This is a genomic window from Legionella hackeliae, from assembly GCF_000953655.1.
GTDB lineage: Bacteria > Pseudomonadota > Gammaproteobacteria > Legionellales > Legionellaceae > Tatlockia > Tatlockia hackeliae.
In genome coordinates, this window is sequence record NZ_LN681225.1 from 3,012,182 (window position 1) to 3,038,165 (window position 25,984).

The following is a 25,984-nucleotide window of genomic DNA, read 5'->3' on the forward strand; positions in this document are numbered from 1 at the left end:
GGAGATAACTATGTGGTTAGTCTTTGCTGTAACAGCTGCATTACTATGGGGATTGAATTACTCACTGGCAGAAAAAGTACTCCGAAGCATCTCTCCATTGACTTTACTAGCCTTGGAAATGTTAGCCGGTGCCCTTGTGTTTTCGCTTTTGGCTTATTTCACCACCTTTAAGAAAGATTTGGCGTTGCTGCTAAGCGACTCTTATGTGTTATGGCTGACAATCCTGGAAGTTATTATTGTCCTTGCAGCAAGCTTTTTTATTGTCTATTCCATTCATTTTAAAAATGCCACATTAGCAGGCATTATCGAATTAATTTACCCCTTATTTATCATTCTTTTTACCTGGCTACTTTTTGGGGAAAATCATGTGGATATGTCCGTAATCATTGGAGGTATCATGATTTTTATTGGAGTATTGATGATTAGTATTCGTTAGACAGAATGTTGAAGAGGAGTTTGCGGTAATTTAGAATTACCGCAAACTCATGAGTTAACTCACAGACTCGCGAATAGTCCAGATACGCTGAGCACTATCAGGATCTGTTTTTTCCATCCACAGCACCAGTGGTTTAACGCCGACCCCTGTTGGAATTACTTTTGATGATAAAGCTACCGCAAAAGGATATTTATTCCTTAAATTTCTTAAAGCGTTTAATACGCGAGATGCATCCGCTTGATTATCTTTAAGAATTAACTCATTTCCACGATATATGACTGTCACCAATTGGCCTTTGAGAGCATCTTTCACCACCGTTTCTAAACGACGCCAACGAGCTTGTCGTCCGCGTTGAACTTCAGCCTGTGTTGGGTTTTGTTGGAATTTCAAACGACCATGCGGTGCGAATACTTTTGCCCAGGTGTTATTACCCGGTTTTTGTTGTAAGAAATAAGTACATAATGCATCAACCACATAGCGGTACTTTCCAGAAATCGAAGATTTTGTCCCGGGGACATGGTTGATAAAAATTGCAAAAGCCAAAGTATGCGCATTGGCTGTGTAGAGATAACCTGAAAGACTAACAATACCGCGCATTGTTCCTGTTTTAGCACGAACCAGATCTTGTTGCGCAGGTCCTTTAAAACGGCGTTGCAAAGTACCATCACGTCCTGAAACTGGTAGCGCCGAAATATACTCATAGGCTAAAGGAAACTTGTCATGCAGAAAACGCAACAGCCCTACAGTTTGACTAGGCGTTAACAAATCATGACGCGATAAACCAGAACCATCAGTAAGCACAGCATTATTTAACTGAATACCTGTTTGTTGTTGCATAAACTTTTTAACAATGGCTTGTGCTTCTGGCCAATTTACAGGCGAACCATGTAATTTCTCAGCAGCATGTAAGAACAAACTATCTGCATACAGATTATCAGAAGGTTTAAGCGTATCGGCCATCAATTGTGAAATTGGCTTGGATGATTCTGAGGCAATTAATAATGACCCCGCAGGAGCTTTGCCCAATAAAACGTTTCCTTCCAAAACAATATTTGCTTCAGCCAACTGATGTTTTATCAAGCCCTGGGCAAAGGCTAATGGATTACGGATTGCCATTTGCTGCTGTACTGCCCACTGTCCAACCGTCACACAACCATGAACCGTGAGATGGTTTTGCTGATCCAAAGAGAAGCCAACACCACAGCGATTCCCTTTCGCTTTGGTTCTTACCTGATTGTTAATGACGATACTTTTACTCGCATCATTGGTTTCAACAATCGCAGGTTCATCAGCTTTGGCAGAAGGGTTAACGGTAATCGTTAAACGATTGGCATCTATCATTACCGGTGCTAATGGAGCACCATAACTATAAACCAAATCTTCAGCCATCCACCCTGGTGGATAAGGATTCACAAAAGCATGACTACTGTCGATATAGACATTGCCCTGAATACGATTAATATGCCAATTCTTTAAGCCAGCGATGAGATTTGCAAGTCGCTCATGATTAAACGAAGGATCACCTGAAAGATGCAAATAAAGAGAACCTTTTAATGTACCTTGCTGCAGTTGTGATGCACTGGTACTTAATTGGTTTCTAAAGCGATAATCTGGCCCGAGCACCATGAGTGCCGCTGCATCAGAAAATAACTTCATATTACTAGCCGGGACAAAAGTGCGGTTTTGATTTCGACGATAAAGCGTAGCTCCAGTCGTCAAATCGACTACTTCTACTCCAATATTCAGTGAGGGGGAGACTTGATTAATTAATCTATCTACACCACTTTGGAAACTGGCATAAGAAGATGCCGCCACTAAGGTTAACAATGTACCCGACAACATCCTTTTCATCAATTTTGTTTCCTTGTTGAAATTTAATAAAGAAATGCTAATCATAGCGCAAGCCCATGCGCTCCAGAAGTCCCGCTAACGTATCATTATTGAAAAATTTTAATTGCAACCACCCCCCATCTCCTTCATTGGTTACAATTTGGACAGGGGCGCCTATTTGTTCGGCTATTTTGGCCTCCAAACGCTTAATATCTTTATCGCGTTGGGGATTTGGCAACGATGCACCCTCTTTCATTTCTTTAACTTTTTTTTCCAAATAGCGCACTGACCATTCATTTTCAACAATTTGTTGTGCCAGGAAACGTTGTTGCTCACCGGTCAAACCCACGAGCATTTTTGCATGTCCCATAGAAAGTTGTCCGGACTTGACCTCATCTTGAATAGCATCGCATAAGGTGAGCAAACGTAAGATATTGGTGACATGACTACGAGATTTTCCCACCAGGGTCGCTATTTCTTCCTGTTGGAAATGAAATTCATCCAACAATCGACGATACCCTTCTGCTTCTTCAATTAAGTTTAAATTTTCACGTTGAATATTTTCAATAAGCGTTACAGCAGCTGCCTGTTCATCCGTGTATTCACCAATTAAGCAGGGAAGCTCTGCGAGCTCCGCTAACATAGCTGCTCGCCATCGTCTTTCACCAGCAATAATTTCAAAACTATCGCCAGCCAACTCACGAACGACTAGAGGCTCAATTAAACCTTGTGATGCAATGGAGTCTGCTAATTCTTGTAATGCTGTTTGTTCGAAGTGTTTTCTTGGCTGATAACGGCCCGGTTTTAAGAATTCTATGGGGATTAACTTAAACAATCGTTTCATGAGAACAAAAACTAAAGCACAATGACCTATTCTTTCATAAGATATCTATTCCGTCACTCTAAATCATTCTCTTCTCAAGAATCACACGAATTAGCGTTTATTAAGTTCTAGCTTATACCGATAGAGTTGTTTGTATCAGATACGGGCTGACGAATAGATTTGTTATCGCAGGCAAAGAATCCTGCAAGAGATAAACCGGCAGTGAAACCTTTCATTTGGCGAGACACTTCCGCAGATAATAAGTGGTTATTGTGCAAAAAATCCTCAGCCAATGTTTTTACATAACTATCATTGGAACGTAAAATTTGCACCAAATAACCGGCAGCCTTTTGTACTCCGGCAACAGAGCCTTGCTCTACCAGAATTAACGCCATATCCAACATCGCATTGGTTAAGTTCTGGTTAATGGCAACTTTCATCCATTTCAAAAATGACTCTGAATTTTGTGGATAGTTTTTGGCCAAGCGGTAAGCAGCAACTGCGCTTCCAGCTAATGCCGACGCTTTAAATTGCTTGAGCATATTTACTCTATCCGTTCTAGTTTGATAATCCTCATAAACTTGTGTCGAAGCAAGCTCATTTAAATAATTAGCCATAAAACTGCTTAGTTATTAGGAAAAACTAAACAATAAGTGAGTAAAATTAAGTCATTATTAAGATAGCGTAAATTTACATTATTTTTACGCTCTGTCGTAGAGAAACCATCCGATATGAAAAAGAATGTGTGCTGTTATTGCAGCCACCAGACCAAATTGCCAGAAGAGCCAACCAAATAAAATTGATTGCCAAATATTAAGCAAGACCATACTATAAATAAACCGTCGACTGGATTGACAACCTGCCGCGAGATAGGCTGGAAGTTGTCCAAGCGCGATCACAAAACCACTCAGAAGAATAGCACTCCAATAAACAAAAGGACTTTGTGATCTGGAAAAAAGAATAGCAAAAAAGGTCAATACATTTAATAAACCCCAACGAGCAATAATCTCCTCAACAACCCCGCCATAAAGAATGCAACCATCAATACCCAAGATAACTCTGACCTTGCGCATGGTCTGGAATGTTTTCTCATCCAAAATACTGCCAGCTATACCATAATAAAGAACAAGAAAAACAAGTAATCCGCCGGCCGTAGTTAAAAATATCGGCAATAACATGTCTTGTATTTGGGTAAAAACCGCTTTTCCTTGCAGCAAATTATCCAAAAGAGAGGCATTCAATCCTGTTTTCGTAGACAAGACACTGCCCGCAAAAGTCATTAACAAAACCATAAACAATGTTTGCCCCATAGCCAAACGACTCACACGTTTTTTTAATTCCTCACTATTATCCGGGAGCAATAGATTAATAAGACGCGGTACAGCAATTAGTACTCCTGGCAAGGATAAGCCTATCAAAACGATAACTAGGGGCCAATTAATTTGCATGATTACCTTTCTTCAGAACGCTATAAAAAAAACCATCACCACCATTTTCTTCTGGCAAAATTTGCCAGCCATAACCGGTATTGTATCCCCAGGGCATGTCTTCTTTCATCACTATGCAATCTTGATGACTTGCTAAAAATTTTGCAATTTGGTGCTCATTTTCTTCTTTCATTATTGAGCAGGTTGCATACACTAATAAACCCTCTGGAGATAACAAAGGCCATAAGCTTTGTAACAAATTTAATTGTAATTTGACAACTGCTTCTATTTCTTCTGGTGTTCTTAAAAGTTTAATATCAGGATGACGTCGGATTACACCTGTTGCTGAGCAGGGAGCATCCAGCAGGATGCGATCAAAAAGCTTGCCATCCCACCATGAAGAAGGGTTTACAGCATCCGCTTGTAGTAAAGTTGCTTGCAATTGTAGACGTGATAAATTCTCCTTAACGCGCTCAAGACGCTTCGCATCAATATCCAAGGCGACACAAACCCCTAACTCTGGTTGTGTTTCTAAGATATGACATGTTTTTCCTCCGGGAGCACAGCAGGCATCGAGGACTTTTAACCCAGGTTGTAACAACAATAAGGACACAGATAATTGCGCCGACTCATCTTGAACTGAGACCTCGCCTTTATCAAACCCCGGTAAACTATGTACATCACAAGGTGTTTTAAGACCAATCCCACTTTCGGCATAGTGCAAGGGATAGGCGTCAATCCCTGCTTGCTCTAGTTGATGCAAATAGGATTCCCGAGTCTCGCGAGTAGTGTTAACACGCAAACTCATTGGAGGATGGCTGTCATTTGCTGTTAAAATGTCCTGCCAGTTTTGAGGCCAATCCTTTTGCAGACGCTCAACAAACCATTGCGGATGTCCCCATACAAATGCATCATTAGCCTGTAATTGAGTCAATAAATCATTTTGTTCTCGACAAAAACGTCTTAAAACAGCATTCACTAAGCCTTTCGCCCAAGATTTTTTTATTTGATCCAGTAGATTTACTGTTTCTTTAACAACGGCATAATCGGGTTTTTGCATAAAATGCAATTGATATAGCCCCATAAGCACAGCAATCCATACTTCGATTGCCTTAGGCTGTTTGTCCAACAGCAAATCAGCCAGCGACTGTAAACGAAAATAGTGTCGGCAAACACCAAAACAAATTTCTTTGGTAAAGGGCGTCAAATCACTGGTTTGCATGAGATAGGAAAGTGGCGTCTTATCCTGCACGACCTTCGTCAAGATTTTTAAAGCTTGTAAGCGTTCATTTTTTTTCATTGTAAAACAAGATTGACGTGAAGTTGGGACCGATTAGCGTTCAACCAATCAGCGATCTTCATTACTTTAGAACCAGGAAATTGAATCTTTTCCACCATGATTGCGTCTTTACCTGTCGCCACAAGCATTCCTTTTTTATCAAGAGAAAGAATCGTACCGGGCTTGGCAGTTACAGTGCTTCCAAGAATGTGTGCTTGATGAATACGCACCGTTTCCTCACCAGCCACAGTATAAGCAATCGGCCAGGGATTGTAAGCGCGAATTTGATTATGAATTTCAAAAGCAGACTTATTCCAATTAATTGCTGCATCTTCCTTATTAATTTTGTCCGCATAGGTGGCCTCATTATTGTTTTGTACTTCGGGCTTAGTCTGCCCTAGCGCTAATGCATGCAACGTTCTCAGTAAGGGTTCAACTGCTAACTGTGCTAGTTTATCATGCAGACTTCCAGCCGTATCTTCCAGAGAAATTGAGCAACGCACCTCGGCTAGTTTGTCGCCGGTATCCATGCCTGCATCCATTTGCATGATAGTAACGCCAGTGTCCCTATCCCCATGCAGTATGGCATGCTGTATAGGGGAAGCACCGCGCCACCGGGGAAGCAATGAAGCATGGACGTTAATACATCCTAATCTGGGAATTGCCAAAACCTTGCGTGGTAAAATTAATCCATAGGCAATTACTACCATGACATCAGGCTCTAAAGCCGCCAATTCAGCCACAGCTTCTTCACTACGAAAATTCACAGGTTGGTAAACGGGGAGTTGTTTCGATAATGCCCAATTTTTTACAGCGGAAGGCTGCAGTTTGCGGCCACGTCCAGCAGGTCTATCGGGTTGAGTGTAGACCGCTATCAATTGATGAGATGACTGGTACAGCGCATCAAGACAAGGTAGTGTAAATTCCGGAGTCCCAGCAAATACAATCTTCAATTTTACTCCTCGGTTAAAAGCAGGAAGACTTGGAGCTTCAATCACATGATCCCAAGGATTAGCTCTATTTCATGAGCTTCTATTTACGCGACTTATTACGTTTGTATTTATCAAGTTTTCTTCTCGCCATCGCCCGTTTAAGGGGGGAGAGTAAATCGACAAATAACTTGCCATTCAGATGATCAATTTCATGTTGAAAACATTCACCCAAGAGTCCTTCAGCAGTCATTTCAAAGAATTGACCAAAACGATCCTGGGCACGAATGGTTACTTTTTTTGCACGGACAACCGTATCATAGGCACCAGGTACTGATAAACAACCCTCTTGATACTCCATTTCACCTTCAGATGCGATAATTTCTGGATTTGCCAAAACCAATTGATTGGTTTTATCACCCAGGACATCAACAACAGACAAGCGCAGACTCACACCGATTTGTGGTGCGGCCAATCCTACACCATTGGCGTTGTACATCGTCTCAAACATATCTTCAATTAAAGCGTGCAAATTCTCATCAAAATGTTCTACAGATTTTGCGACTAACCTTAACCTTTCATCAGGTAAATAAAGAATTTTACGAATGGTCATAACTATCTATTTAAAACGAATAATGCGTGATATTATCACCCAATACCTCGTATTGCTGCAAGATGTCAGTATTTAAGGAAATCTGGCTGCAAAGCTTAGCTTTTTCAAACTACCTCATGCCTGTAAAGACTAGTGTGAACTTCTTGCTATTTAACGGACTATTCACCCTATGAAAAATAAGCCTTACCTGCTTGCTTTAAATAAAATACCGTTTGTGGGCCCCCGTACCATCACCAAGTTGCTATTAAAATGGCCCAATCTGGAAGAACTATTTCGTCTCTCACAACAAGAATTGGAGCAAGCTGGCATCCCCTCACGCATGGCTCAAGCCATTAAAACATTTAATTTTAAAGACATTCAACTTGATTTGTGTTGGGCAGAAAAAAGCGGTCATCATTTACTGACGATTGAAGATGTTAATTACCCCTCTTTATTAAAAGAAATTGCCGATCCTCCGGCAGTTCTTTATGCAATAGGCGAATTATCCTGTCTTTTGCAGCCCAGCATCGCCATGGTGGGGAGTCGAAAACCCTCTGCGATTGGCGGTGAAACAGCACGTCGATTTGCCATGGAACTCGCGACGAATCAATTAACGATTGTCAGTGGCTTAGCCTTGGGAATTGATGCTCAAGCCCATGAAGGATGTCTAGAAGTAAATGGCAAGACTATTGCTGTCTTAGGCACGGGAATTGATTTTACCTACCCTCGTCAACATAAGATATTAACGGCAAAAATTAGCCAAACCGGGTTGTTATTAAGTGAATTTCCCTTAAAAACACCACCAATGGCTGGACATTTTCCACGCAGAAATCGTATAATAAGCGGTTTATCATTAGCCACATTGGTAGTTGAGGCAGCAATCAAAAGTGGTTCTTTGATCACAGCTCGATTTGCATTAGAGCAAAATCGGGATGTGCTGGCGATTCCAGGTTCTATTCTGAATCCACAAGCCAGAGGTTGTCACTATCTTTTACAGCAAGGAGCTAAGTTAGTGACTTCGACGCAGGATATTATGGATGAGTTAAATCTGGATAGTAAGCAAGTCGCCCAAACTAACGCAACACTATCCCTTGCCACGGATAACAAAAACCTAGTAAAGTGCATTGGCTTTGAAATCACAACCGTCGATCAAATCATTGCACGAAGCGGCTTAGGTATTGAAGAGGTGGTCAGCTCGCTGGCTACATTAGAATTAGAGGGTATTGTGAAAGCAATCCCCGGTGGCTACATGAGGTGTGCGTAATGAAAGATAGCTTGTTTGAAATGTTAATGAGTTTTTTTGAAAAAAGCTTGGCCCAATTAAAAGAAAGCCATACAGTCAATGCTAACGATGATGAAGAATCTATCGAAAATGCAAGTCTGGAAAGTCGCACTCTTTTTCTAAAAGATGCACAAAATAAAACTCTTCGAATTTTTACCGAAGACGAACAGCGAAAATTCACTAAAGCAAGTTACCAATTTTTAACACGCCTTATTCTTTGGGGCATTATTGCTCAAGAAACAATGGAATTAATTATTAATCAACTGCTATTCTCTGAATCGCGCTTTGTTAGTTTGCAGGAAACAAAGTGGACTATTCGCAATACACTTGCCGATAACCTTGATGCCAACCAACTAGCTTTTCTTGATCTTGTGCTATACCAAAAAGAAGACAAGCTGGCCTTACATTAATTTAACTACACAAGGAAAGGTTAATTTTTTATGAGCAAACACTTGGTTATCGTGGAATCACCCGCGAAAGCTAAAACAATTCAAAAATATCTAGGCAAAGACTATGATGTATTGGCCTCCTATGGCCACGTCAGGGATTTGCCCGCGCGTAAGGGTTCCGTAAATCCTGACAAGCATTTTGCAATGACCTATAAACCCATTGAAAAAAATTTGCGCCATATTGAATCGATTGCCAAAGCGCTAAAAAATTCTGATTCGCTGCTTCTGGCAACCGACCCTGATCGCGAAGGTGAAGCCATTTCCTGGCATGTTTACGAATTAATGAAAGAGCGTAAGTTACTCGATAATAAAGAAGTTCACCGCATTTTTTTCAATGAGATTACCAAATCAGCCATTCAGGATGCAATTAGCAATCCTCGTTCTATATCCATGGATTTGGTAAACGCTCAACAAGCTCGTCGTGCTCTAGATTACTTAGTGGGGTTTAACTTATCGCCCTTGCTGTGGAAAAAAATTCGCCGCGGACTCTCTGCTGGTCGTGTACAGAGCCCAGCACTTAGGCTTATCGTCGAGCGTGAGGAAGAAATCGAGCGTTTTGTGCCGCAAGAATACTGGCGTATTCTAGCACAATGCGAGCATAACAACAGTGCATTTGAAGCCAGACTTACCCATTTCGAAACTGAGAAACTTCAACAATTTACTGTCAATGAAGGCACCAGAGCTCATCAGATTAGAGAGAGTCTACTCAAACAAGCTCAGGGCATTCTAATTGTTGATAATATTGAAAAGAAACAACGTAAACGCAGGCCTGCTTCCCCTTTTATTACCTCTACACTGCAACAGGAAGCAGCGAGAAAGTTGGGATTTACTGCACGTAAAACAATGATGATTGCCCAACAACTCTACGAAGGTATAGACATCGGTTCAGGTACTATGGGTTTGATTACCTATATGCGTACAGACTCGGTTAATTTAGCAAACGAAGCTATTGAGGAAATCCGTAGTTTTATTCAAGAGCGTTATGGCAAAGATAATTGTCCGAGTAGTCCTCGAATTTATAAAACTAAATCAAAAAATGCTCAGGAAGCACACGAGGCTATTCGACCTACCTCGATTAAACGTACCCCAGAAATGGTGCAACAAGCACTGACTGCTGATCAATCCAAACTTTATAGTTTGATTTGGAAGCGTACAGTTGCCTGTCAAATGGCTGATGCAATCATTGACACAGTCGCTGTGGACTTAAGTTGTGGACAGGGCAATCTCTTCCGTGCCACTGGTTCTACAATTATTTTCCCAGGTTTTCTTTCTGTTTACGAAGAAGGTCGTGATGACATTCAAGATGACGATCAAAACGCAGTTTTCTTACCCACACTTCAAGTAGGCGAAAAGATTGGTTTAAAAGATATTTTGGCAAATCAACATTTTACCGAACCACCTCCTCGTTATTCAGAGGCCTCTTTAGTAAAAGACTTAGAAGAGTATGATATTGGCCGTCCTTCGACTTACGCGACAATTATTCATACTTTACAGCAGCGTGAGTATGTTATTGTTGATAAAAAACGCTTCGTTCCTACTGATGTAGGCCGTATTGTTAATCGCTTTCTAACAGGTCATTTTACCCGTTATGTCGATTATCAATTTACGGCGCAACTTGAAGACACATTAGATGCTATCTCTCGTGGTGAGCGAGAATGGGTCCCCGTTTTAGAAGAGTTTTGGAAACCCTTTATTGATCAAATTCAAAATACGGATACCCAGGTCCAACGCAAAGATATCACAACAGAAACATTGGATGAGGCGTGTCCTAAATGTGGAAAACCTCTAGCCATTCGTCTTGGAAAACGCGGTCGCTTTATTGGCTGTACGGGTTATCCAGAGTGTGATTATACGCAAGACTTAAATGCCCAGGAAAATGAAAAACCTGAGGCAGATATAGTAGAGGGTCGAGTTTGTCCTGATTGTGAAGGTCCTTTACATATAAAAACAGGACGTTATGGACGCTTTATTGGCTGTAGTAATTACCCACAGTGTAAACACATAGAACCTATCGAAAAACCTGCAGATACCGGTGTAGAGTGTCCTAAATGCCATTCAGCCAAGATTCTGAAACGTAAGTCTCGAAAAGGCAAAATATTTTACTCTTGTGGCGCCTATCCAAAATGCGACTATGCACTTTGGAATGAACCGATTGATAAACCATGTCCTAAATGCGCATGGCCTCTATTGACGGTCAAAGAAACAAAACGCTCGGGTCGGCAGATTATTTGTCCTCATGAAGGCTGCGGCTACTCTTCCAATGAAGATTGAACATCTAGCTATGCCTATTAAGACTGGTTGGGCACTAAACCTAACCAGTTCTGAAATAACTTTTCGATTATAGCTATGCGGCCTTTTCTAAAGTTAAAAATAACAAATTGTTATAAATTATTTATAAGGCTTATTTTATTGTCACCTCTTGTCCTTTTTTCAGCACAAACACCTGTTGACTACATTATCGATACGGACATAGGCGGTGATATTGATGATGCTCTAGCCTTATTAGTTGCCATTACCAGTGATAATAAGCCACTTGCCTTAACCACGACTCATATTGAACCCCTGGAGAAGGCAAGAATTGCAAAACTGATTCTTAGTGAAAGTGGCTATCCTGATATTCCAGTTTACGCAGGCGTTGGGGTAACTCGCCAAGATCCAAATGAAGAATTCCTTGCACTTAATTCTTTATAGCCTCCTTATTATGGCTATCCAAATCGGTCTGATGAGCAAAAAACGTGGTATAAGAAACAAGCATGGGCGTATAAAAAAGAATATGGCGCATTATTTGATGAGCTCGTTATTGAAAAGGAATCCGCCCCTGCATTTATCGCAAAAATTGCAAAACAATATTCTCCCCAATTTCCCTTAATAATTGTTGCATTAGGGCCACTGCATAATATCGATAAAGCCCTAAAAATTGATAACACAATAAAAGACAATATTCTTATTTACTCGATGGGCGGGGTATACCCTAAGGGATACAATTGGCTTATTTCACCTGAAACTACTGCCAATGTTCTTTCACAAGTAAAAACAATTTGTATCTCTAGTGAATTCATTGAGACGAATCAACTAAATATAACCCTTGATGAATTTAATGATATTGAAAATCAAAGTCATACGCGTCTTAAAAAAACAATTCTCTCGGATTGGAAAAACTGGCGGGAGGCAACTAACTCTAAAACCACGCAACTAGGAGATCCCGTTACCTTATTTTTAGCTATCCACCCAGATCAAATCACAACCACGTCTTATCAAAACGTGGCATTTCCTTGTTTAAACGATATGGGAAAATTAAAATCTGAATTTTCAGGTTGCTGGTATTCTATGCCAGGGCTTGAAGACAAGCTAATTCGACTAAATGAGGATAACCAAAGTTTGGTTCAATTTGTCCATGACACTACCTCAGCACCTAATCTAAAAGCCAGTATCATAGAAGCCATCAACTAGGGTTTATGTATCCCCTTTACATTAGATTGTTGAAGATAAAGGGGAGCAGTTTTTTACTTCAGGAATAACCAACATTCCGTTATTAATTCCGTTTCAGCGACTTCGTGATCAAAATTGTAATAACAAAATACACAAGGTAAATCGCCAAGCTCCTCACTTGAGTTTGGCAACCAATCGCGATACAAACCATAGACAGTATCGCCTAAATTATCTCTGGCACCCTTATGTACCGCCACGGCATAACGCCCTTCTGGCAATCTTTTTTCAATAATTTCACCCTCTAGCTTTAAATTTTCAGGGACGGTAATACCCAAATCAAATCGAAACTCTGCAGGTGAGGTGGTTTTAGGATCATCATAACCAAGTCCAAAAGCTTCTCCAGCTTTAGGTTTCAAGTGCATGGATTGCGCTTTTGCCCAACTGATAAGGCGGTTAACACTGTCTCCTACTTTTTGAGGATCACCTCGATGTTCTAAGACGGCTAAACGTCTTTCCTTCATTGTTTTAATAACTACATTCATGGTTAACTCACTTTGCTGTGGCAAACAATAAGGAGGAGTTTCCCATGCTGCCCAACTCAACTGTGCTCTAAACCCATTCGGATTAAGTCCACAGCTTTGTTTAAAGGCTCGCGTAAATGCCTCATGAGATTCAAACCCCGCATTGATTGCTATTTCAAGAATAGGTTTATTTTTCTCCACAATAAGTTGGTGGGCTGCACGTTTTAGACGAAGCCAACGTATATATTGCTGCAAAGATAAGCCTGTATAGGCCGTAAATAACCGATGAAAATGATATTTTGAGAAACATGCAATATCACTTAATTGAGATAGGGTGAGTTTATCGTCAAGATGCTTGCCGATAAACTCGATGACTTTCATTATTTGACGCTCATAATTCATGTCTTAATCCAACATCGTTTTACTTACATGAACAATGTTACTCAATTCATGGAATAACTATTTGACCATTATTGCTAATTTAGCAGCAATGAAGAAAACAGTTTTTAACATTCTATTATTCAGAGCCTTTAACATTTTTTGTAAAAAGTTTTTACCTCGTTAATGATTGCAGCAATATCATTCTTTGAAATATCAAGATGAGTAACAAGACGCACAAAGCCTTGTTTATTGGCTTGCTTCGGAAAAAAAACTCCCTTTTTCTCTAACGTATCTTGTAATTCTGGATAGCGCTCTTTGAATCGAATAAATAAAATATTGGTTTGCAGTGAAACTTCATCAACCTCCACTTCATCCAATTCTGCCAATGCACTCGCGAGAGCAAACGCATTTTCATGATCCTGATTTAAACGCTCTATATTTTGTTCCAATGCATAAATTCCCGCCGCAGCTAAAATACCGACTTGTCTCATACCACCGCCGAGCACCTTGCGCCAACGTCTTGCTCGTTTGATTAATTCTTTACTGCCGCAAAGTACCGACCCGACAGGTGCCCCTAATCCTTTCGACAGGCAAATCGAAACAGAATCAAAGTTTTTGGTAATTTCTATTAAAGGAACTTGCAATTTAACCACAGCATTAAAAACTCGAGCTCCATCCAGGTGACTTTTTAATTGATGTTCTTGGCAAAACTGAGGGATCTTTTGAAGATAATCGAGCGGGACTACCTTACCATCCGTTGTGTTTTCAAGGCAAAGCAATTTTGTGCGTGGATGGTGATCATCCCAAGGTTTAATGGCTGATGTCACTTTATCCAAAGGAAGACTGCCATCACTCGCGAAGTCCAGCGGTTGAGGTTGAATACTTCCCAATACGGCCGCTCCGCCTCCCTCCCATCGATAAGTGTGGGCAGATTGGCCGACAATATACTCGTCACCACGCTCACAATGAGCCATTAATCCCATTAAATTGGATTGCGTTCCTGACGGAGCAAACACAGCTGCTTCCATACCCGCTTTATCTGCAATTAGAGCCTCTAGATGTTTTGCAGTGGGATCTTCTCCCCAAACATCATCGCCGACTTCTGCTTGCATCATTACCTGCAGCATTTCATGACTAGGTTTAGTCATCGTATCGCTACGTAAATCTATTGTTTTCATAATAAATCCACCCTTTAAAACTCATTAAATTTCAGCATAAATTCTTCGTAATTCAGGCATGTAAGTTTTAATCACTTCAATTGCGTTTAGAGTAGCTTGGGCACCAATATCCCACCCTTTTTTTAGACTATAGACATACCAAAGTAGCCAACTGTGAAAGCACATATTCCATAATGGCTCAGTGGGTTGAGGTAATTTTTTCTTGCAAACATAGCCTACTAAAGTAGCACGGAAAAGCTTCTCGTCGAAACTATAGTTAGCCAAGCCGCAACAATTTGTTGCCAAACCGATCAATTCAACAAAAGGATGAATTAGTCCTGCACTCTCCCAATCAATAAGATGGGGTTTCGTCTCCGATTTCCAAATGATGTTTTGCAAATGAATGTCACGATGACTTACTACCGAGTTCGCTTTCTCATGATTTCGCAGGGTATTGCAGCGCTGCGCTAGCTGCCTAAGCCAAGCGGGAGAAGTCGAGTCTTTTGGCAAGGTAATTCGTGGAAATAATTGTGCCTCCTTGGTTGGTAATGATAGTTCATGTAATTGTGCTAGCAGGCCACCTAATAATGCGGCCTGCTCTTGTGTGACTGCCGTAATTAACTGTCCTTCACAATAAGGAACAATTAAATGTCGAGCCTTGGTTTCCTGGGGTAAATCACTCAGATTTAGCGGCGAGAAGGTGCATTCTAAAGCTCGAGAAACTTGAGCACTTACATGCTCGGTGTAGGCAAATTGAGCTGACGTTATTGTCCCTAGCCATGTATTTTCATTAAGGACTTTACAAATCCATTTGCTACCGTCTATAAGCTCAACTAAATCCGTCTGGTGTTGCAACCCTCCCTTTAGGGCAACAACAGAGCGTATAGCTTGCTTAAAAATAAACTTCGACCAATGCGCATTATTCATGCATGAGTTGTTCTATATAGCGTCTACAAGTCAGTGGTCTATCAACAAAATTCATAGCATGGCGAGTTCCACCTGTTCCTGTAATAACTAACGAGCCATAGCGAAAAATACTGCCTAATATCGATTGACGAATATCGATAGATTCAATTTTTGATAAAGGGATGTCAATTGTTTGTCTTACCAACATCCCAGTTCGTAAAATTACCTGACTTTTCTTAATGGTTAGCGATGAAAAGTGGTAAGTTACCCATGTCATTAGCGTCCAAATTAAAGCAACACCAAGAAACATTAATGAAACTTCTTTGAGTTGAGGAATTTGCGATCCTAACAAAATGGCAAAACATGCCAGCGCAATAGGCCAAAAAAACAATACCCAATGGAGTCTTGCAAAATATACGACATTACTGTCCGTCATTCTCATCCTTCAATCATTGTAATTAAAAACTTCACTATCATATTGCAGATACCGGAAACTGTCATCAATTACTCTTTACGTGATTTATCGTTCATATTTCCCAGCGATTCTAAAGAACACCTTGATATTTAGAAGCTAATTTCCTTCAAATTTGGTATCTTTAAAATTTTATTAAATGAGCCTTCGAATGCGTCGCATTAATCGCTGTTTAAATTCGCAATTGATGGAAATCTGTTTAAACTCGATGGAATTGGAAGGGTTAAATACCTTGATTAAAAGTTATTTACCCCCACACATCGCCAATTATTGCAACATTGGCAGTTTTGTCAGAGGTTCATTAACATTAGCCGTTAGCAACGCAGCTTGGGCGACAGAATTGCGATATAATCTTCCTGAGTTACGAGACCGCCTAAGAAAGGAGGCTGGACTTTATCAATTGACTGGAATCAAACTTATAATTGAAGATACCAAGAATGTTCTTCCGCCGACGAAATCCTCAAAAACATTAGCCCTCACAATGAATAGTCGCTCAGTAATCCACTGTGCAAGCGAACAATGCAACTATGAACCACTTAAAGAAGCGTTGCAAAAATTGGCCAATTTACCAGAATAGTTTAACAAAAGGTGATTCTACCTCATGCATTATTTAACCTGGATAGTTGCAAATCTCATTTTCAAACATATAAATACTTGCTTAAATATCTAGTTTTTTTGATGGATGACTTAAAACTTCTTGTGTCAGGGCTGTTTTTTTTAAGTTTGATTTGGATAACATCTTATCGTCATTAGGTCGTACTCATTGACCAAATCCTGCTGTGGATATATTTTTTTTTGCATTAAATCCATCACCAGTTTTTTCTTTTTTAACGTCACCTTTTATTAGCTCTGTAGCTATTTATACTATTCTCTAGTTCACAGATATTATTCACAAATTCTGTGGATAACATTGTGTATAAAGGAAGTATTTTTAAGCACCTTATTCCGCGCAAAGAAAATAAGAACTTATGAAGTAATAGCTACAAACGCTTGCTATGAATATGGGCGAGCTTTTAAGTGTGCTTAGGCTTCTGCGGGTAAAAAATCTGCATCAGCGGCCACAGTAGGTTGGTAATTTTCAGCATCAAAATAAGTGTATTCCCAAGCATCCTGACGAACCATCAATTCTCGCAAAAGACGATTATTTAATCCATGACCAGACTTGTAACCCTCAAAGGCACCAATTAACCCACAGCCCAAAAGATAAAGATCGCCAATGGCATCTAATACTTTATGAGTTACAAATTCAGAATCAAACCTTAAGCCATCTTCATTAAGAACACGATAATCATCAACTACAATGGCATTATCCAAGCTACCGCCTCTGGCTAAATCATTTTCGCGCAACTTTTCATAGTCGGAAAGGAAACCAAAAGTGCGAGCGCGGCACACCTCTTTGACATAAGATGTTGCTGAGAAATCAAAGGTTGCTGTCTGTGGCTTGTCATTAAAAACTGGGTGATCAAAATCGATGGTAAATGACACTTTGTAACCATTGTAAGGAAGGAATTGAACATATTTGCCATTATCTTCTATACGAATTGGTTTCAATATACGAATAAATCGTTTAGCAGCACTTTGTTCACGAATACCTGCAGACTGGATTAGGAATACAAAAGGAGCAGCACTACCATCCATAATGGGAATTTCAGGAGCGTTAATATCCACATAGGCATTATCAATACCTAAACCTGCAAAAGCTGAAAGCAAATGCTCGACTGTAGCCACTTTAACTCCATCACGTTGTAATGAAGTGCAGAGCATTGTATCACCTACTTGATCATATAATGCCGGGATTTCGACTACAGGATTCAAATCAGTACGTCTAAATACAATACCAGTGTTTATGGGAGCGGGACGCAAGGTGAGTAGAACTTTATCCCCGGAATGTAAACCTACACCTGTTGCTTGAATGACTTTCTTAGGAGTTCTTTGTTTTATCATTCAGTAATCACCTTTTTGATATCCCATTTTTAAGCGCAATAAACTGCCAAATAATATCAACAATTTATTGATTAGTCTATTTTTTTTAGCTTCATTTTGAACCAATTTAGTCATTCTGCCCAGAGACAGAATGACATGATTATTTCTAAATCAGTTGCCACAAAAAGCAAACCAAAAAGGACTACTCAACACTCTCTTCTTGTCGACGTAAGAAAGCTGGGATATCTAGATAATCAACATCTGGTATCGAAGTTTCAGCATTTGATTTTGCGCTTACAGGCGTTGCAGCCTGTTTGCGAATGACAGCAGGTCTATCAAATTGTTGATAGTCAAATGAACCATCGCTTCGAGTGGTCTCAGTAATACGAGCTTTTGGTGTTGCAATTGTTTGCTGTTGTTGGTGACGACCGCGCTGATCACCAAGGCCTGTTACGATAACAGTAACACGCATTTCGTCAGTCATCTCAGGATCAATAACTGTACCCACAACAACCGTTGCATCATCAGAAATAAACTCTTTGACTACATCACCGACTTCTTCAAACTCACCAATTGACATATCAAGACCGGCAGTAATATTAACGAGAATACCTCGGGCTCCGGAGAAGTTGACATCTTCTAATAATGGAGATGCAATAGCTGCCTCGGCCGCTTGACGAGCTCGTTGCTCACCAGTTGCAGTACCTGTTCCCATCATCGCCATGCCCATTTCAGACATCACCGTACGCACGTCAGCAAAATCCACATTAATCAGACCAGGACGTGTAATCAAGTCAGAAATACCTTTTACGGCACCTAGAAGAACATTATTTGCGGCTTTAAATGCATTAAGAAGACTAATATTTTTTCCTAGAACACTTAATAACTTATTATTCGGAATAGTGATCAAAGAATCAACATGCTCGCCTAAGCGACGAATACCTTCTTCAGCAGCCAATGCACGTTGCTTGCCTTCAAAGGAGAACGGCTTAGTAACCACAGCAACAGTAAGGATGCCAAGTTCTTTTGCAACTTCAGCGAAGACAGGAGCTGCACCTGTTCCAGTACCTCCACCCATACCTGCGGTAATGAATACCATATCCGCACCGGCAAGAACTTCTTTGATTCTCTCTCTATCTTCTTCTGCAGCTTCACGACCAATTTGTGGATTAGCACCGGCACCCAACCCTTTAGTCAATTCTTCGCCTAGCTGAATATGAATTTTAGCATTCGAATTTTTGAGTGCTTGAGCATCAGTATTGGCACAAATAAATTCAACCCCATCGATATTTTCAGCCACCATGTGTTGAACTGCATTTCCACCGCCGCCACCAACGCCAACAACTTTTATTACGGCATTGTCTGGTTGACTTTCCGTTAATTCAAACATTTGACCTCTCCCCTCAAAAATTCTGCCAATAACGAGGTTCTATCCTAAAAATTATCATTGTAACTTATATGGATTAAACCTACTAGAAATTACCATTAAACCATTCTTTCATCCGCGCCCACATTCCTTTGCCATTATCACTCAAAGTGGTTACATTATAACCGCCTTCATATTGTTGTTGAAAGCCGTGTAACAACAAACCAACTCCTGTAGTCATGGAAGGATTAACAGTGGCTTCTACCAGTCCTGAAACATGATGAGCACAACCTTGACGCACAGGCATTTCAAAACACATCTCAGCTAACTCAATAGCACCTTGAACACAAGAGCCACCACCAGTCATTACCATCCCTGCAGCAATTCGCTGCTCAAAGCCGCTACGACGCAGCTCATTGCGAACTAAGGAAAATAACTCTTCATAGCGCGCAGACACGACATCTGAGAGCACCTTGGTTGAAATTTTTCGTCCAGGTCGCTCGTTAACACTTAATACTTCAATCATTTCATTGGCATTACACATTTCAGGCATTGCACAAGCATGTTTCACTTTAATCGCTTCTGCAGCTTTTGTGGGTGTTCTTAATGCCATGGCTATATCATTTGTCACTTGATCGCCTGCAATAGGAATCACTGCGGTGTATTGGATTGCGCCTTCTGCAAACACCGCAATATCAGTAGTGCCACCACCAATATCAATTAAACAAACGCCAAGTTCTTTCTCATCTTCCGTCAAAACTGCATGACTTGAAGCCAATTGTTCAAGAATTACATCGCTAACATCCAAACCACAACGACGGACGCATTTTGCAATATTTTGTGCAGCACTCACAGCACCGGTGACAATATGTACCCTTGCTTCAAGACGAACGCCTGCCATGCCAACAGGTTCACGAATACTGCCTTGATTATCAATAATAAATTCTTGGGGAAGGATATGCAGAATCTTCTGGTCTGCAGGAATGGCTACTGCTTTAGCAGCATCAAGGACGCGTTCAACATCTACCTGAGACACCTCCAAGTCTTTAATCGCCACAATACCATGAGAATTTAAGCTGCGAATATGACTTCCTGCGATTCCCGCATAGACAGTCCTCACCTCGCATCCAGCCATTAATTCTGCTTCTTGAACGGCGCGTTGAATCGAGTTTACTGTTGCCTCAATATCAACAACAACACCTCTTTTTAGACCGCGGGAGGGGTGACGCCCAATACCTATAATTTCAATTGCACCATCAGCAGCTACTTCGCCAATAAGTGCCACTACCTTTGAAGTACCAATGTCTAAACCGGTGATGATATTTTTTTCTATTTTTTTTGCCATTATCTTCCCGCTTATTTTTTCCATTGCACCGCCATGCCTCGCGGATAACGTAAATCTACACTTGCTAATTGATCCGATTTTTCTGCAAAAACAGCAGGATATGCTTTACAGAATCGGGTAATCTTTGTTTCCAAATCTCGCTTTCCTAGGCGTAACTGCACACCGTTGGCTAAGGTAAGCTCCCAAGCTTGATTATCACGCCATTCAAGTGAAGCTGCATGCAAACCATATATTGATAATATCTTACTCATTTTTTTGTAAACTTGTAAGACTTCCTTCTGTTGATTCGCAGGACCGCTTAGATGCGGCAGAGAAGCATCTAATCTGCCTCCCTCATTAAATAACTCTCCTTCAGCAGTCATCATGGCATTGTTCCATGTGGCTGCAGGTACTTTTTCCACTAAAGTAATCTTTAATGTATCTGGCCAAATACGTTCAATTTGCACTTGATTCGTCCAATCAAACGCAGCGAGATCGGCGTATAATTTTCCAACGGGTAAGGAAAAGAAGCTCGAATCTAGATAGTTTGTCAGTACCGACTCAAGATCCTTATGAGTAATATGATGATAGCTTGCAGCAATTTTAACGGTATTAATAGGAAATCTTTTTGGATCAGCCAGGTACAAATAAACTAACCTGGCTGCTAAAAAAAGAGCACAAATAATTAATATTGTTAAAAAACTCGCGTAGCGTAACCGTCCAGTATCAGCATCCATCCCCGTGTCCTACCACCCTAATCTTTATTTAGCTGTTTTGCACCAAGTTGCTTACTGATAGTCAGTTACTAATTGTTGCCGGCATCGCTGATGGATCATCGCCAAATTAATTAACTCATCCAGCAGTTTTGAATATTCCAATCCACTAGCCTGCCACATCTTTGGGTACATGCTAATTGGTGTAAATCCAGGGATGGTATTAATTTCGTTAAAATATATTTTACCTTCTCGCTCATCAACAAAAAAATCCACTCGAGCCATGCCTTTGCATTTTAAGCGTGTAAAAATTTCAGCTGCAATCGTTTGTATGCGCTTAATCATATCTGGTGTAAGTTGAGCAGGAACGTGCAGTTCAGTTTGCTCACTCTCTAGATACTTGGCGGTATAAGAATAAAATCCATCGGCATGATGAACGCAAATTTCACCAGGCAAACTAACGCGAGGTGCGGCGGCTGGAGAAGTATTCTCCAGTACAGAGATCTCGATTTCCCGCCCGTGAATACCTTCTTCAACCAAAATGGTTTCATCATATCGTAAGGCATCCTCCACGGCAGCGGTTAATTCTGCAATGTTTTTTACTTTATGAATACCCACGCTGGAACCTAACGTGCAGGGCTTAACAAATAAAGGCCAATTTAATTCTGCTGCAGTTTGTTGACAGAATTGTTGTCTCTCTAAAGGGGTGCTGAACCAAGATAGCATACGGTAGCGCGCAGCATGAATTGTTTCATTGCAGGCCAGGCGTCTTGCCATATCTTTATCCATACCAATTGCAGACGATACAACATCACAACCCACATACGCGACACCCGCTAACTCCAATAAACCTTGCAGGCAGCCATCTTCATATAAAGGACCATGAGCTACTGGAAAAACCACATCAGCATCAACAGCCAAACGCCCATTAAGAAGTAAACTTGGCAAAAGGTGTGAGCGCGCTGTTTTTACAGGCAGACGTTCTTTGTGACTTTTTAATTCTTCATAGTTATTCAGGTAGAATTGTCCGTCCTTATCCATGGCGACAGGGATGATAGCGTATTTGGTAGTATCCAATTCTCGCAAAACAGAGGCTGCAGAAACTAACGAAACTTCATGCTCACCAGACTTTCCACCATAAAGTAATAACAGGTTGATCAATTTAGACATTAAAGGTCTCCAATGATGTGCACTTCGCGAATTAATTCAACATTAGTTTGCTGATGCACTGTATCTCGTACTAACTCAATCAAGGATTCAATATCACTGGCTAAAGCGCCACCATGTTGGTTAATAATAAAATTTGCATGTTTCTCTGAAACAACTGCGCCCCCTATTTGTTTGCCTTTAAGCCCACATGTTTCTATCAAACGGGCAGCAAAGTTACCAGGGGGGTTTCTAAATACAGAACCGCAATTATATTCATTAGTCGGTTGTGTGTTTGCTCGATGAGCTAATAATTCTTTAATAAGGTTTAACGATTTCTCTTTTTCACCTTTAACTAAACGACAGGTTGCGGCAACGAACCATTCATCTTCTAATCCTGCCACATGACGATAGGCAATCTCAAATTCTGCTGGTTTGCGTGTTCGAAGCTCGCCATTACGGGCTATCGTTACAACCTCAATAACTGTCTGCCAGGTTTCGCCACCAAAACAACCTGCATTCATACGCAAGGCACCACCCATAGTACCCGGGATACCCGCCCAAAATTCGCCTCCGGCTAAATTGGCACGCGCACAAAACCTGGCCATGGTCGCACAGGACACACCTGCTTCGACATGAACAAGTCCGTCACCAATTAATTTAATTTCTTTGAGGCAGCCCTGAGTTAATATAACTGTTCCTTTAAATCCGCTATCTCTAATCAGAGAGTTGCTCCCCAAACCCAGCCACAACAACGGCTCATCTTTCGGCAATTGCTTAAGGAAAATGGCTAAATCGGTAATGCTGGTCGGCTTATACAATTTACTCGCAATACCACCCACTCGCCAGGTTGTATAATCAGCCAAAGGCTCATTAATAAGCAACTGTCCTTGATAAGTCACTGTATTTGCGTCTTTTAAAGTATTCACGCTGATTCTCGCACTGAGGACTGCATTAAGTTAAGTGCCAGTTGACCAATATTACCGGCTCCCTGCATTAAAATAACACTATCATCAGTAATCAATTCATCCAATACTTGTGTCAGATTTTTATCATTAACTAATCTGGCATTAGGTTGTTGCTGGCTAATTTGTGTAAGCAAAGATTCACTACTTAAGCCAGGAATAGCCTGCTCTCCGGCTGAATAAATATCCATTAAAAGCAACTCGTCCGATAAACTTAGTGCATCAACAAATTGACTAAACAACGATTGCGTACGCGTATAACGATGGGGTTGAAACACATGTATTAACCGTTTATTTGGCCACACATGACGGAATGCATCAATAGTAGATCGTATTTCTTGTGGATGATGACCATAGTCATCAACAACAATTGCAGAACCACGTACAAAACGGCGCTCACCTAACATTTGGAAACGTCGGCCAACCCCTTGGAACTTCATTAAACCATTAATGATAGACTCATCGTCTACCCCTAACTCCGTAGCAATCGCAATCGCAGCTAGTGCATTTAAAACGTTATGGCGGCCAGGCCATTGAAATTTGATGTTCAAGGATTTATAGGGTGCAGGTCTTTGTACATTAAACTCACTGAGTAAACCATTTTGTGTCCAGTTAAGCGCGCGATAGTGCGCATCTTCACGAAATCCATAAGTGCGCGTTGGTCTTTGGACAGAAGGAAGAATACGACAAACCTCGGGATCTTCTATACACAATACAGCTAAGCCATAAAAGGGTAAATGGTGTAAAAATTCAACGAAAGTATTACGCAACTTATCGAAGTTGTCATCGTAAGTACCCATGTGGTCGGCATCAATATTGGTAACAACGGCCATCATCGGTTTTAAGAATAAGAATGATGCATCACTTTCATCGGCTTCAGCAACAAAATAAGCGGAGGATCCTAATTGGGCATTAGAGCCACAACTATTCAGTTTTCCTCCAATCACAAAGCTTGGATCCAAACCACCCTCGGCCAATAAACTACTGACTAAACTTGTTGTCGTTGTTTTGCCATGAGTACCAGCAATAGCAATGCCGTGTCGAAAACGCATCAACTCCGCAAGCATAGCGGCACGAGGAATAACAGGAATTAAATGATCATTGGCTGCAGTAATTTCTGGATTGTCGGCACTGACGGCTGTTGAGCGTACAACCACATCTGCACCAAGAATATTCTCAACGCGATGGCCAATAAAAACCTTAATACCTAAGGATTGCAATCGTTGTACAGTGCGACTTTCGCTAAGATCAGAGCCCGTGATACGGTAACCTTGGTTATGCAAAACCTCAGCAATCCCACACATTCCCGCACCGCCAATTCCAACGAAATGAATTTGTTCTACTCGACCCATCCGTGGTGATAGAAACTGCCCTATGTTATTCACAAAATTCCCCTTTAATAATAAGGCTGCATTGGCTTTAAAAAAGAGCCGTTTTACAATGCATTCGCCCTGTCGATTATTAAGTCGGCGCTCTTAATCCTAAAGATTGCCAACGGTTCTCATGATCAATACGCAATAAAAGTGCCATAACTACACAATTCACTACCATACTAGCTCCACCATAACTTAATAGTGGTAAGGTTAATCCTTTTGTAGGCAGTAATCCCGAATTGACTCCCATATTAATTGCTGCTTGCAATCCAATCCAGAAAGTTAGTCCATACGCTGTAAAAGCAGCGAATAAACGCTCTTGACTGTAAGCAGTAAACCCTATAGCCATACCTCTTATAACGAGTATACTATATAAAGTTAATACCAAAAGTACGCCAACTAAGCCTAATTCCTCAGCCAGCACAGCAAATAAAAAATCCGTATGCGCCTCAGGCAAATAAAATAATTTCTGTACACTGTCCCCTAAACCAACTCCAAACCATCCACCACGTCCAAACGCAATCAGTGATTGGGTCAATTGATAGCCACTATTGAATTGATCAGCCCAAGGATCCAGGAAAGCCGTAATACGTGCCACCCGGTAAGGTGAGGAAAGTGCAAGCATAGCCAAGCAGAAAATGACGATAATCAGCAATCCAATGTAATAACGAAATTTTACACCTGCCAGGAACAAAAGCGCCATCACTGTTCCAGAGATAACTACTGTGGCCCCAAAGTCAGGCTCCTTAAGTAGCAAAATAGAGACTACACCTAAAATGATCATTGGCTTTATAAAGCCTAAAATACTGTGACGCACGCTTTCCTGTTGCCGTACCAAATAGCCTGCAACATAGAAAATCATCGTCAATTTTGCCAACTCAGAAACTTGTATTCCTATTGGTCCAAACGCGAGCCAACGTCTTGAGCCATTCACAATTCGACCAATACCAGGAATTAAAACCACCAAAAGCATTAATAAACAAATCAGTAACAAGGGCATGCTCATTTTTTCCCACGTACTGCTATCTATTCGCATAACAACGAGAGCTGCCATAAAACCAGCAAAAAGATAGCATGCCTGTCTTATTAAAAAATGAAATGGCTGATGATAATATTTGGTAGAAATCATCACTGAACTCGAAGCCACCATCATCAAGCCAATAATTATCAAGCCAAGGACTGCACCCATTAACCATTTATCATAAAGAGCGATGGGTTTATGGGTTGGTTTGCCGCGCAGATTATAATGTCGTGGATGCAT

General features: G+C 40.8%; 26 protein-coding genes. 7 read left to right on the forward strand and 19 right to left on the reverse strand.

Annotation, left to right across the window (positions count from 1 at the left end):
* The first annotated feature begins 10 nt into the window (after nucleotides 1-10).
* Nucleotides 11-436 (forward strand): DMT family transporter, encoded by a 426-nt coding sequence (locus LHA_RS13365; RefSeq protein WP_045106980.1) that lies wholly within the window; start codon nucleotides 11-13, stop codon nucleotides 434-436.
* A 54-nt stretch (nucleotides 437-490) separates the two neighbouring features.
* Here LHA_RS13365 and dacB read toward each other — a convergent pair whose 3' ends face one another.
* The 7 genes from dacB to def all read right to left on the reverse strand — a co-directional run bounded on the left by dacB (nucleotide 491) and on the right by def (nucleotide 7,337).
* A complete protein-coding gene (gene dacB, locus LHA_RS13370; RefSeq protein WP_045107599.1) occupies nucleotides 491-2,287 on the reverse strand; it encodes a D-alanyl-D-alanine carboxypeptidase/D-alanyl-D-alanine endopeptidase in 1,797 nt (598 codons plus the stop codon).
* A 37-nt stretch (nucleotides 2,288-2,324) separates the two neighbouring features.
* Nucleotides 2,325-3,110, reverse strand: a complete 786-nt coding sequence (locus LHA_RS13375) for a ParB/RepB/Spo0J family partition protein (protein WP_045106981.1) — start codon at nucleotides 3,108-3,110, stop codon at nucleotides 2,325-2,327.
* Nucleotides 3,111-3,217: 107 nt separating this feature from the next.
* Entirely contained in the window at nucleotides 3,218-3,706 is a 489-nt protein-coding gene (locus tag LHA_RS13380) for an SEL1-like repeat protein (protein WP_045106982.1), read from the reverse strand.
* Between the two features lie 84 nt (nucleotides 3,707-3,790).
* Nucleotides 3,791-4,537: a CPBP family glutamic-type intramembrane protease gene (locus LHA_RS13385; protein WP_045106983.1), complete on the reverse strand. Its 747-nt coding sequence runs from the start codon at nucleotides 4,535-4,537 to the stop codon at nucleotides 3,791-3,793.
* Nucleotides 4,527-5,816, reverse strand: coding sequence for a 16S rRNA (cytosine(967)-C(5))-methyltransferase RsmB (gene rsmB / locus LHA_RS13390; RefSeq protein ID WP_045106984.1), 1,290 nt, complete (start codon nucleotides 5,814-5,816; stop codon nucleotides 4,527-4,529). The genes LHA_RS13385 and rsmB overlap by 11 nt, the downstream gene beginning before the upstream one ends.
* A complete protein-coding gene (gene fmt, locus LHA_RS13395; RefSeq protein WP_045107600.1) occupies nucleotides 5,813-6,748 on the reverse strand; it encodes a methionyl-tRNA formyltransferase in 936 nt (311 codons plus the stop codon). The genes rsmB and fmt overlap by 4 nt, the downstream gene beginning before the upstream one ends.
* 79 nt (nucleotides 6,749-6,827) lie before the next feature.
* Nucleotides 6,828-7,337: a peptide deformylase gene (gene def, locus LHA_RS13400; RefSeq protein ID WP_045106985.1), complete on the reverse strand. Its 510-nt coding sequence runs from the start codon at nucleotides 7,335-7,337 to the stop codon at nucleotides 6,828-6,830.
* Nucleotides 7,338-7,506: 169 nt separating this feature from the next.
* On the opposite strand from def, the gene dprA reads away from it, so the two are divergent.
* From dprA to LHA_RS16840, 5 genes are all read left to right on the forward strand, one after another.
* A complete protein-coding gene (gene dprA / locus LHA_RS13405) occupies nucleotides 7,507-8,580 on the forward strand; it encodes a DNA-processing protein DprA (protein ID WP_045106986.1) in 1,074 nt (357 codons plus the stop codon).
* Entirely contained in the window at nucleotides 8,580-9,008 is a 429-nt protein-coding gene (locus LHA_RS13410) for a DUF494 family protein (RefSeq protein ID WP_045106987.1), read from the forward strand. The genes dprA and LHA_RS13410 overlap by 1 nt, the downstream gene beginning before the upstream one ends.
* A 30-nt stretch (nucleotides 9,009-9,038) precedes the next feature.
* Nucleotides 9,039-11,318 carry a type I DNA topoisomerase gene (topA, locus tag LHA_RS13415; protein ID WP_045106988.1) on the forward strand — a complete coding sequence of 760 codons (2,280 nt, stop codon included), beginning with the start codon at nucleotides 9,039-9,041 and terminating at the stop codon, nucleotides 11,316-11,318.
* A gap of 138 nt (nucleotides 11,319-11,456) precedes the next feature.
* Nucleotides 11,457-11,738, forward strand: coding sequence for a nucleoside hydrolase (locus LHA_RS16835; protein ID WP_158644251.1), 282 nt, complete (start codon nucleotides 11,457-11,459; stop codon nucleotides 11,736-11,738).
* Between the two features lie 108 nt (nucleotides 11,739-11,846).
* Nucleotides 11,847-12,497 (forward strand): nucleoside hydrolase, encoded by a 651-nt coding sequence (locus LHA_RS16840; RefSeq protein ID WP_102046658.1) that lies wholly within the window; start codon nucleotides 11,847-11,849, stop codon nucleotides 12,495-12,497.
* Between the two features lie 53 nt (nucleotides 12,498-12,550).
* Here LHA_RS16840 and LHA_RS13425 read toward each other — a convergent pair whose 3' ends face one another.
* The 4 genes from LHA_RS13425 to LHA_RS13440 form a co-directional block, all read right to left on the reverse strand.
* Nucleotides 12,551-13,399 carry an AraC family transcriptional regulator gene (locus LHA_RS13425; protein WP_045106989.1) on the reverse strand — a complete coding sequence of 283 codons (849 nt, stop codon included), beginning with the start codon at nucleotides 13,397-13,399 and terminating at the stop codon, nucleotides 12,551-12,553.
* Nucleotides 13,400-13,527: 128 nt separating this feature from the next.
* Nucleotides 13,528-14,556, reverse strand: coding sequence for a low-specificity L-threonine aldolase (gene ltaE / locus LHA_RS13430; protein ID WP_045106990.1), 1,029 nt, complete (start codon nucleotides 14,554-14,556; stop codon nucleotides 13,528-13,530).
* 24 nt (nucleotides 14,557-14,580) lie between these two features.
* The gene (locus LHA_RS13435) at nucleotides 14,581-15,462 is read right to left on the reverse strand and encodes a phosphotransferase family protein (RefSeq protein ID WP_045106991.1); all 882 of its coding nucleotides are present in this window, start codon (nucleotides 15,460-15,462) and stop codon (nucleotides 14,581-14,583) included.
* A complete protein-coding gene (locus LHA_RS13440) occupies nucleotides 15,455-15,877 on the reverse strand; it encodes a PH domain-containing protein (protein WP_102046659.1) in 423 nt (140 codons plus the stop codon). The genes LHA_RS13435 and LHA_RS13440 overlap by 8 nt, the downstream gene beginning before the upstream one ends.
* 187 nt (nucleotides 15,878-16,064) lie before the next feature.
* Here LHA_RS13440 and LHA_RS13445 point away from each other — a divergent pair, with 187 nt between their 5' ends.
* Entirely contained in the window at nucleotides 16,065-16,490 is a 426-nt protein-coding gene (locus LHA_RS13445; RefSeq protein ID WP_045106993.1) for a DUF721 domain-containing protein, read from the forward strand.
* Between the two features lie 446 nt (nucleotides 16,491-16,936).
* Here the strand turns inward: LHA_RS13445 and lpxC are convergent, their stop codons facing one another.
* The 8 genes from lpxC to ftsW form a co-directional block, all read right to left on the reverse strand.
* Entirely contained in the window at nucleotides 16,937-17,857 is a 921-nt protein-coding gene (gene lpxC / locus LHA_RS13450; RefSeq protein WP_045106994.1) for a UDP-3-O-acyl-N-acetylglucosamine deacetylase, read from the reverse strand.
* Between the two features lie 181 nt (nucleotides 17,858-18,038).
* Nucleotides 18,039-19,226, reverse strand: coding sequence for a cell division protein FtsZ (gene ftsZ, locus LHA_RS13455; RefSeq protein ID WP_045106995.1), 1,188 nt, complete (start codon nucleotides 19,224-19,226; stop codon nucleotides 18,039-18,041).
* Nucleotides 19,227-19,308: 82 nt separating this feature from the next.
* Entirely contained in the window at nucleotides 19,309-20,547 is a 1,239-nt protein-coding gene (gene ftsA / locus LHA_RS13460; protein ID WP_045107601.1) for a cell division protein FtsA, read from the reverse strand.
* An 11-nt stretch (nucleotides 20,548-20,558) separates the two neighbouring features.
* Nucleotides 20,559-21,263, reverse strand: coding sequence for a cell division protein FtsQ/DivIB (locus LHA_RS13465; protein WP_045106996.1), 705 nt, complete (start codon nucleotides 21,261-21,263; stop codon nucleotides 20,559-20,561).
* A 51-nt stretch (nucleotides 21,264-21,314) separates the two neighbouring features.
* Complete coding sequence (locus tag LHA_RS13470) at nucleotides 21,315-22,409, reverse strand: D-alanine--D-alanine ligase family protein (RefSeq protein ID WP_045106997.1); 1,095 nt, start codon at nucleotides 22,407-22,409, stop codon at nucleotides 21,315-21,317.
* Nucleotides 22,409-23,314 carry a UDP-N-acetylmuramate dehydrogenase gene (murB, locus tag LHA_RS13475; RefSeq protein WP_045106998.1) on the reverse strand — a complete coding sequence of 302 codons (906 nt, stop codon included), beginning with the start codon at nucleotides 23,312-23,314 and terminating at the stop codon, nucleotides 22,409-22,411. Before murB ends, LHA_RS13470 begins: the two co-directional genes overlap by 1 nt.
* Nucleotides 23,311-24,735: a UDP-N-acetylmuramate--L-alanine ligase gene (gene murC, locus LHA_RS13480; protein WP_045106999.1), complete on the reverse strand. Its 1,425-nt coding sequence runs from the start codon at nucleotides 24,733-24,735 to the stop codon at nucleotides 23,311-23,313. Before murC ends, murB begins: the two co-directional genes overlap by 4 nt.
* Nucleotides 24,736-24,811: 76 nt before the next feature.
* Entirely contained in the window at nucleotides 24,812-25,984 is a 1,173-nt protein-coding gene (ftsW, locus tag LHA_RS13485) for a putative lipid II flippase FtsW (RefSeq protein ID WP_045107000.1), read from the reverse strand.

What these genes read in the sequence shown, in the direction of transcription:
- ftsW (WP_045107000.1), bottom strand. Translation starts at nt 25,984, where the DNA reads ATGCATCCACGACATTATAATCTGCGCGGCAAACCAACCCATAAACCC.
- LHA_RS13465 (WP_045106996.1), bottom strand. Translation starts at nt 21,263, where the DNA reads ATGGATGCTGATACTGGACGGTTACGCTACGCGAGTTTTTTAACAATA.
- LHA_RS13365 (WP_045106980.1), top strand. Translation starts at nt 11, where the DNA reads ATGTGGTTAGTCTTTGCTGTAACAGCTGCATTACTATGGGGATTGAAT.
- ftsZ (WP_045106995.1), bottom strand. Translation starts at nt 19,226, where the DNA reads ATGTTTGAATTAACGGAAAGTCAACCAGACAATGCCGTAATAAAAGTT.
- LHA_RS13410 (WP_045106987.1), top strand. Translation starts at nt 8,580, where the DNA reads ATGAAAGATAGCTTGTTTGAAATGTTAATGAGTTTTTTTGAAAAAAGC.
- dprA (WP_045106986.1), top strand. Translation starts at nt 7,507, where the DNA reads ATGAAAAATAAGCCTTACCTGCTTGCTTTAAATAAAATACCGTTTGTG.
- lpxC (WP_045106994.1), bottom strand. Translation starts at nt 17,857, where the DNA reads ATGATAAAACAAAGAACTCCTAAGAAAGTCATTCAAGCAACAGGTGTA.
- def (WP_045106985.1), bottom strand. Translation starts at nt 7,337, where the DNA reads ATGACCATTCGTAAAATTCTTTATTTACCTGATGAAAGGTTAAGGTTA.
- LHA_RS13385 (WP_045106983.1), bottom strand. Translation starts at nt 4,537, where the DNA reads ATGCAAATTAATTGGCCCCTAGTTATCGTTTTGATAGGCTTATCCTTG.
- topA (WP_045106988.1), top strand. Translation starts at nt 9,039, where the DNA reads ATGAGCAAACACTTGGTTATCGTGGAATCACCCGCGAAAGCTAAAACA.
- ftsA (WP_045107601.1), bottom strand. Translation starts at nt 20,547, where the DNA reads ATGGCAAAAAAAATAGAAAAAAATATCATCACCGGTTTAGACATTGGT.
- LHA_RS13440 (WP_102046659.1), bottom strand. Translation starts at nt 15,877, where the DNA reads ATGACGGACAGTAATGTCGTATATTTTGCAAGACTCCATTGGGTATTG.
- LHA_RS13445 (WP_045106993.1), top strand. Translation starts at nt 16,065, where the DNA reads ATGCGTCGCATTAATCGCTGTTTAAATTCGCAATTGATGGAAATCTGT.
- LHA_RS13375 (WP_045106981.1), bottom strand. Translation starts at nt 3,110, where the DNA reads ATGAAACGATTGTTTAAGTTAATCCCCATAGAATTCTTAAAACCGGGC.
- rsmB (WP_045106984.1), bottom strand. Translation starts at nt 5,816, where the DNA reads ATGAAAAAAAATGAACGCTTACAAGCTTTAAAAATCTTGACGAAGGTC.
- LHA_RS13380 (WP_045106982.1), bottom strand. Translation starts at nt 3,706, where the DNA reads ATGGCTAATTATTTAAATGAGCTTGCTTCGACACAAGTTTATGAGGAT.
- ltaE (WP_045106990.1), bottom strand. Translation starts at nt 14,556, where the DNA reads ATGAAAACAATAGATTTACGTAGCGATACGATGACTAAACCTAGTCAT.
- LHA_RS13425 (WP_045106989.1), bottom strand. Translation starts at nt 13,399, where the DNA reads ATGAATTATGAGCGTCAAATAATGAAAGTCATCGAGTTTATCGGCAAG.
- LHA_RS13470 (WP_045106997.1), bottom strand. Translation starts at nt 22,409, where the DNA reads ATGTCTAAATTGATCAACCTGTTATTACTTTATGGTGGAAAGTCTGGT.
- dacB (WP_045107599.1), bottom strand. Translation starts at nt 2,287, where the DNA reads ATGAAAAGGATGTTGTCGGGTACATTGTTAACCTTAGTGGCGGCATCT.
- LHA_RS13435 (WP_045106991.1), bottom strand. Translation starts at nt 15,462, where the DNA reads ATGAATAATGCGCATTGGTCGAAGTTTATTTTTAAGCAAGCTATACGC.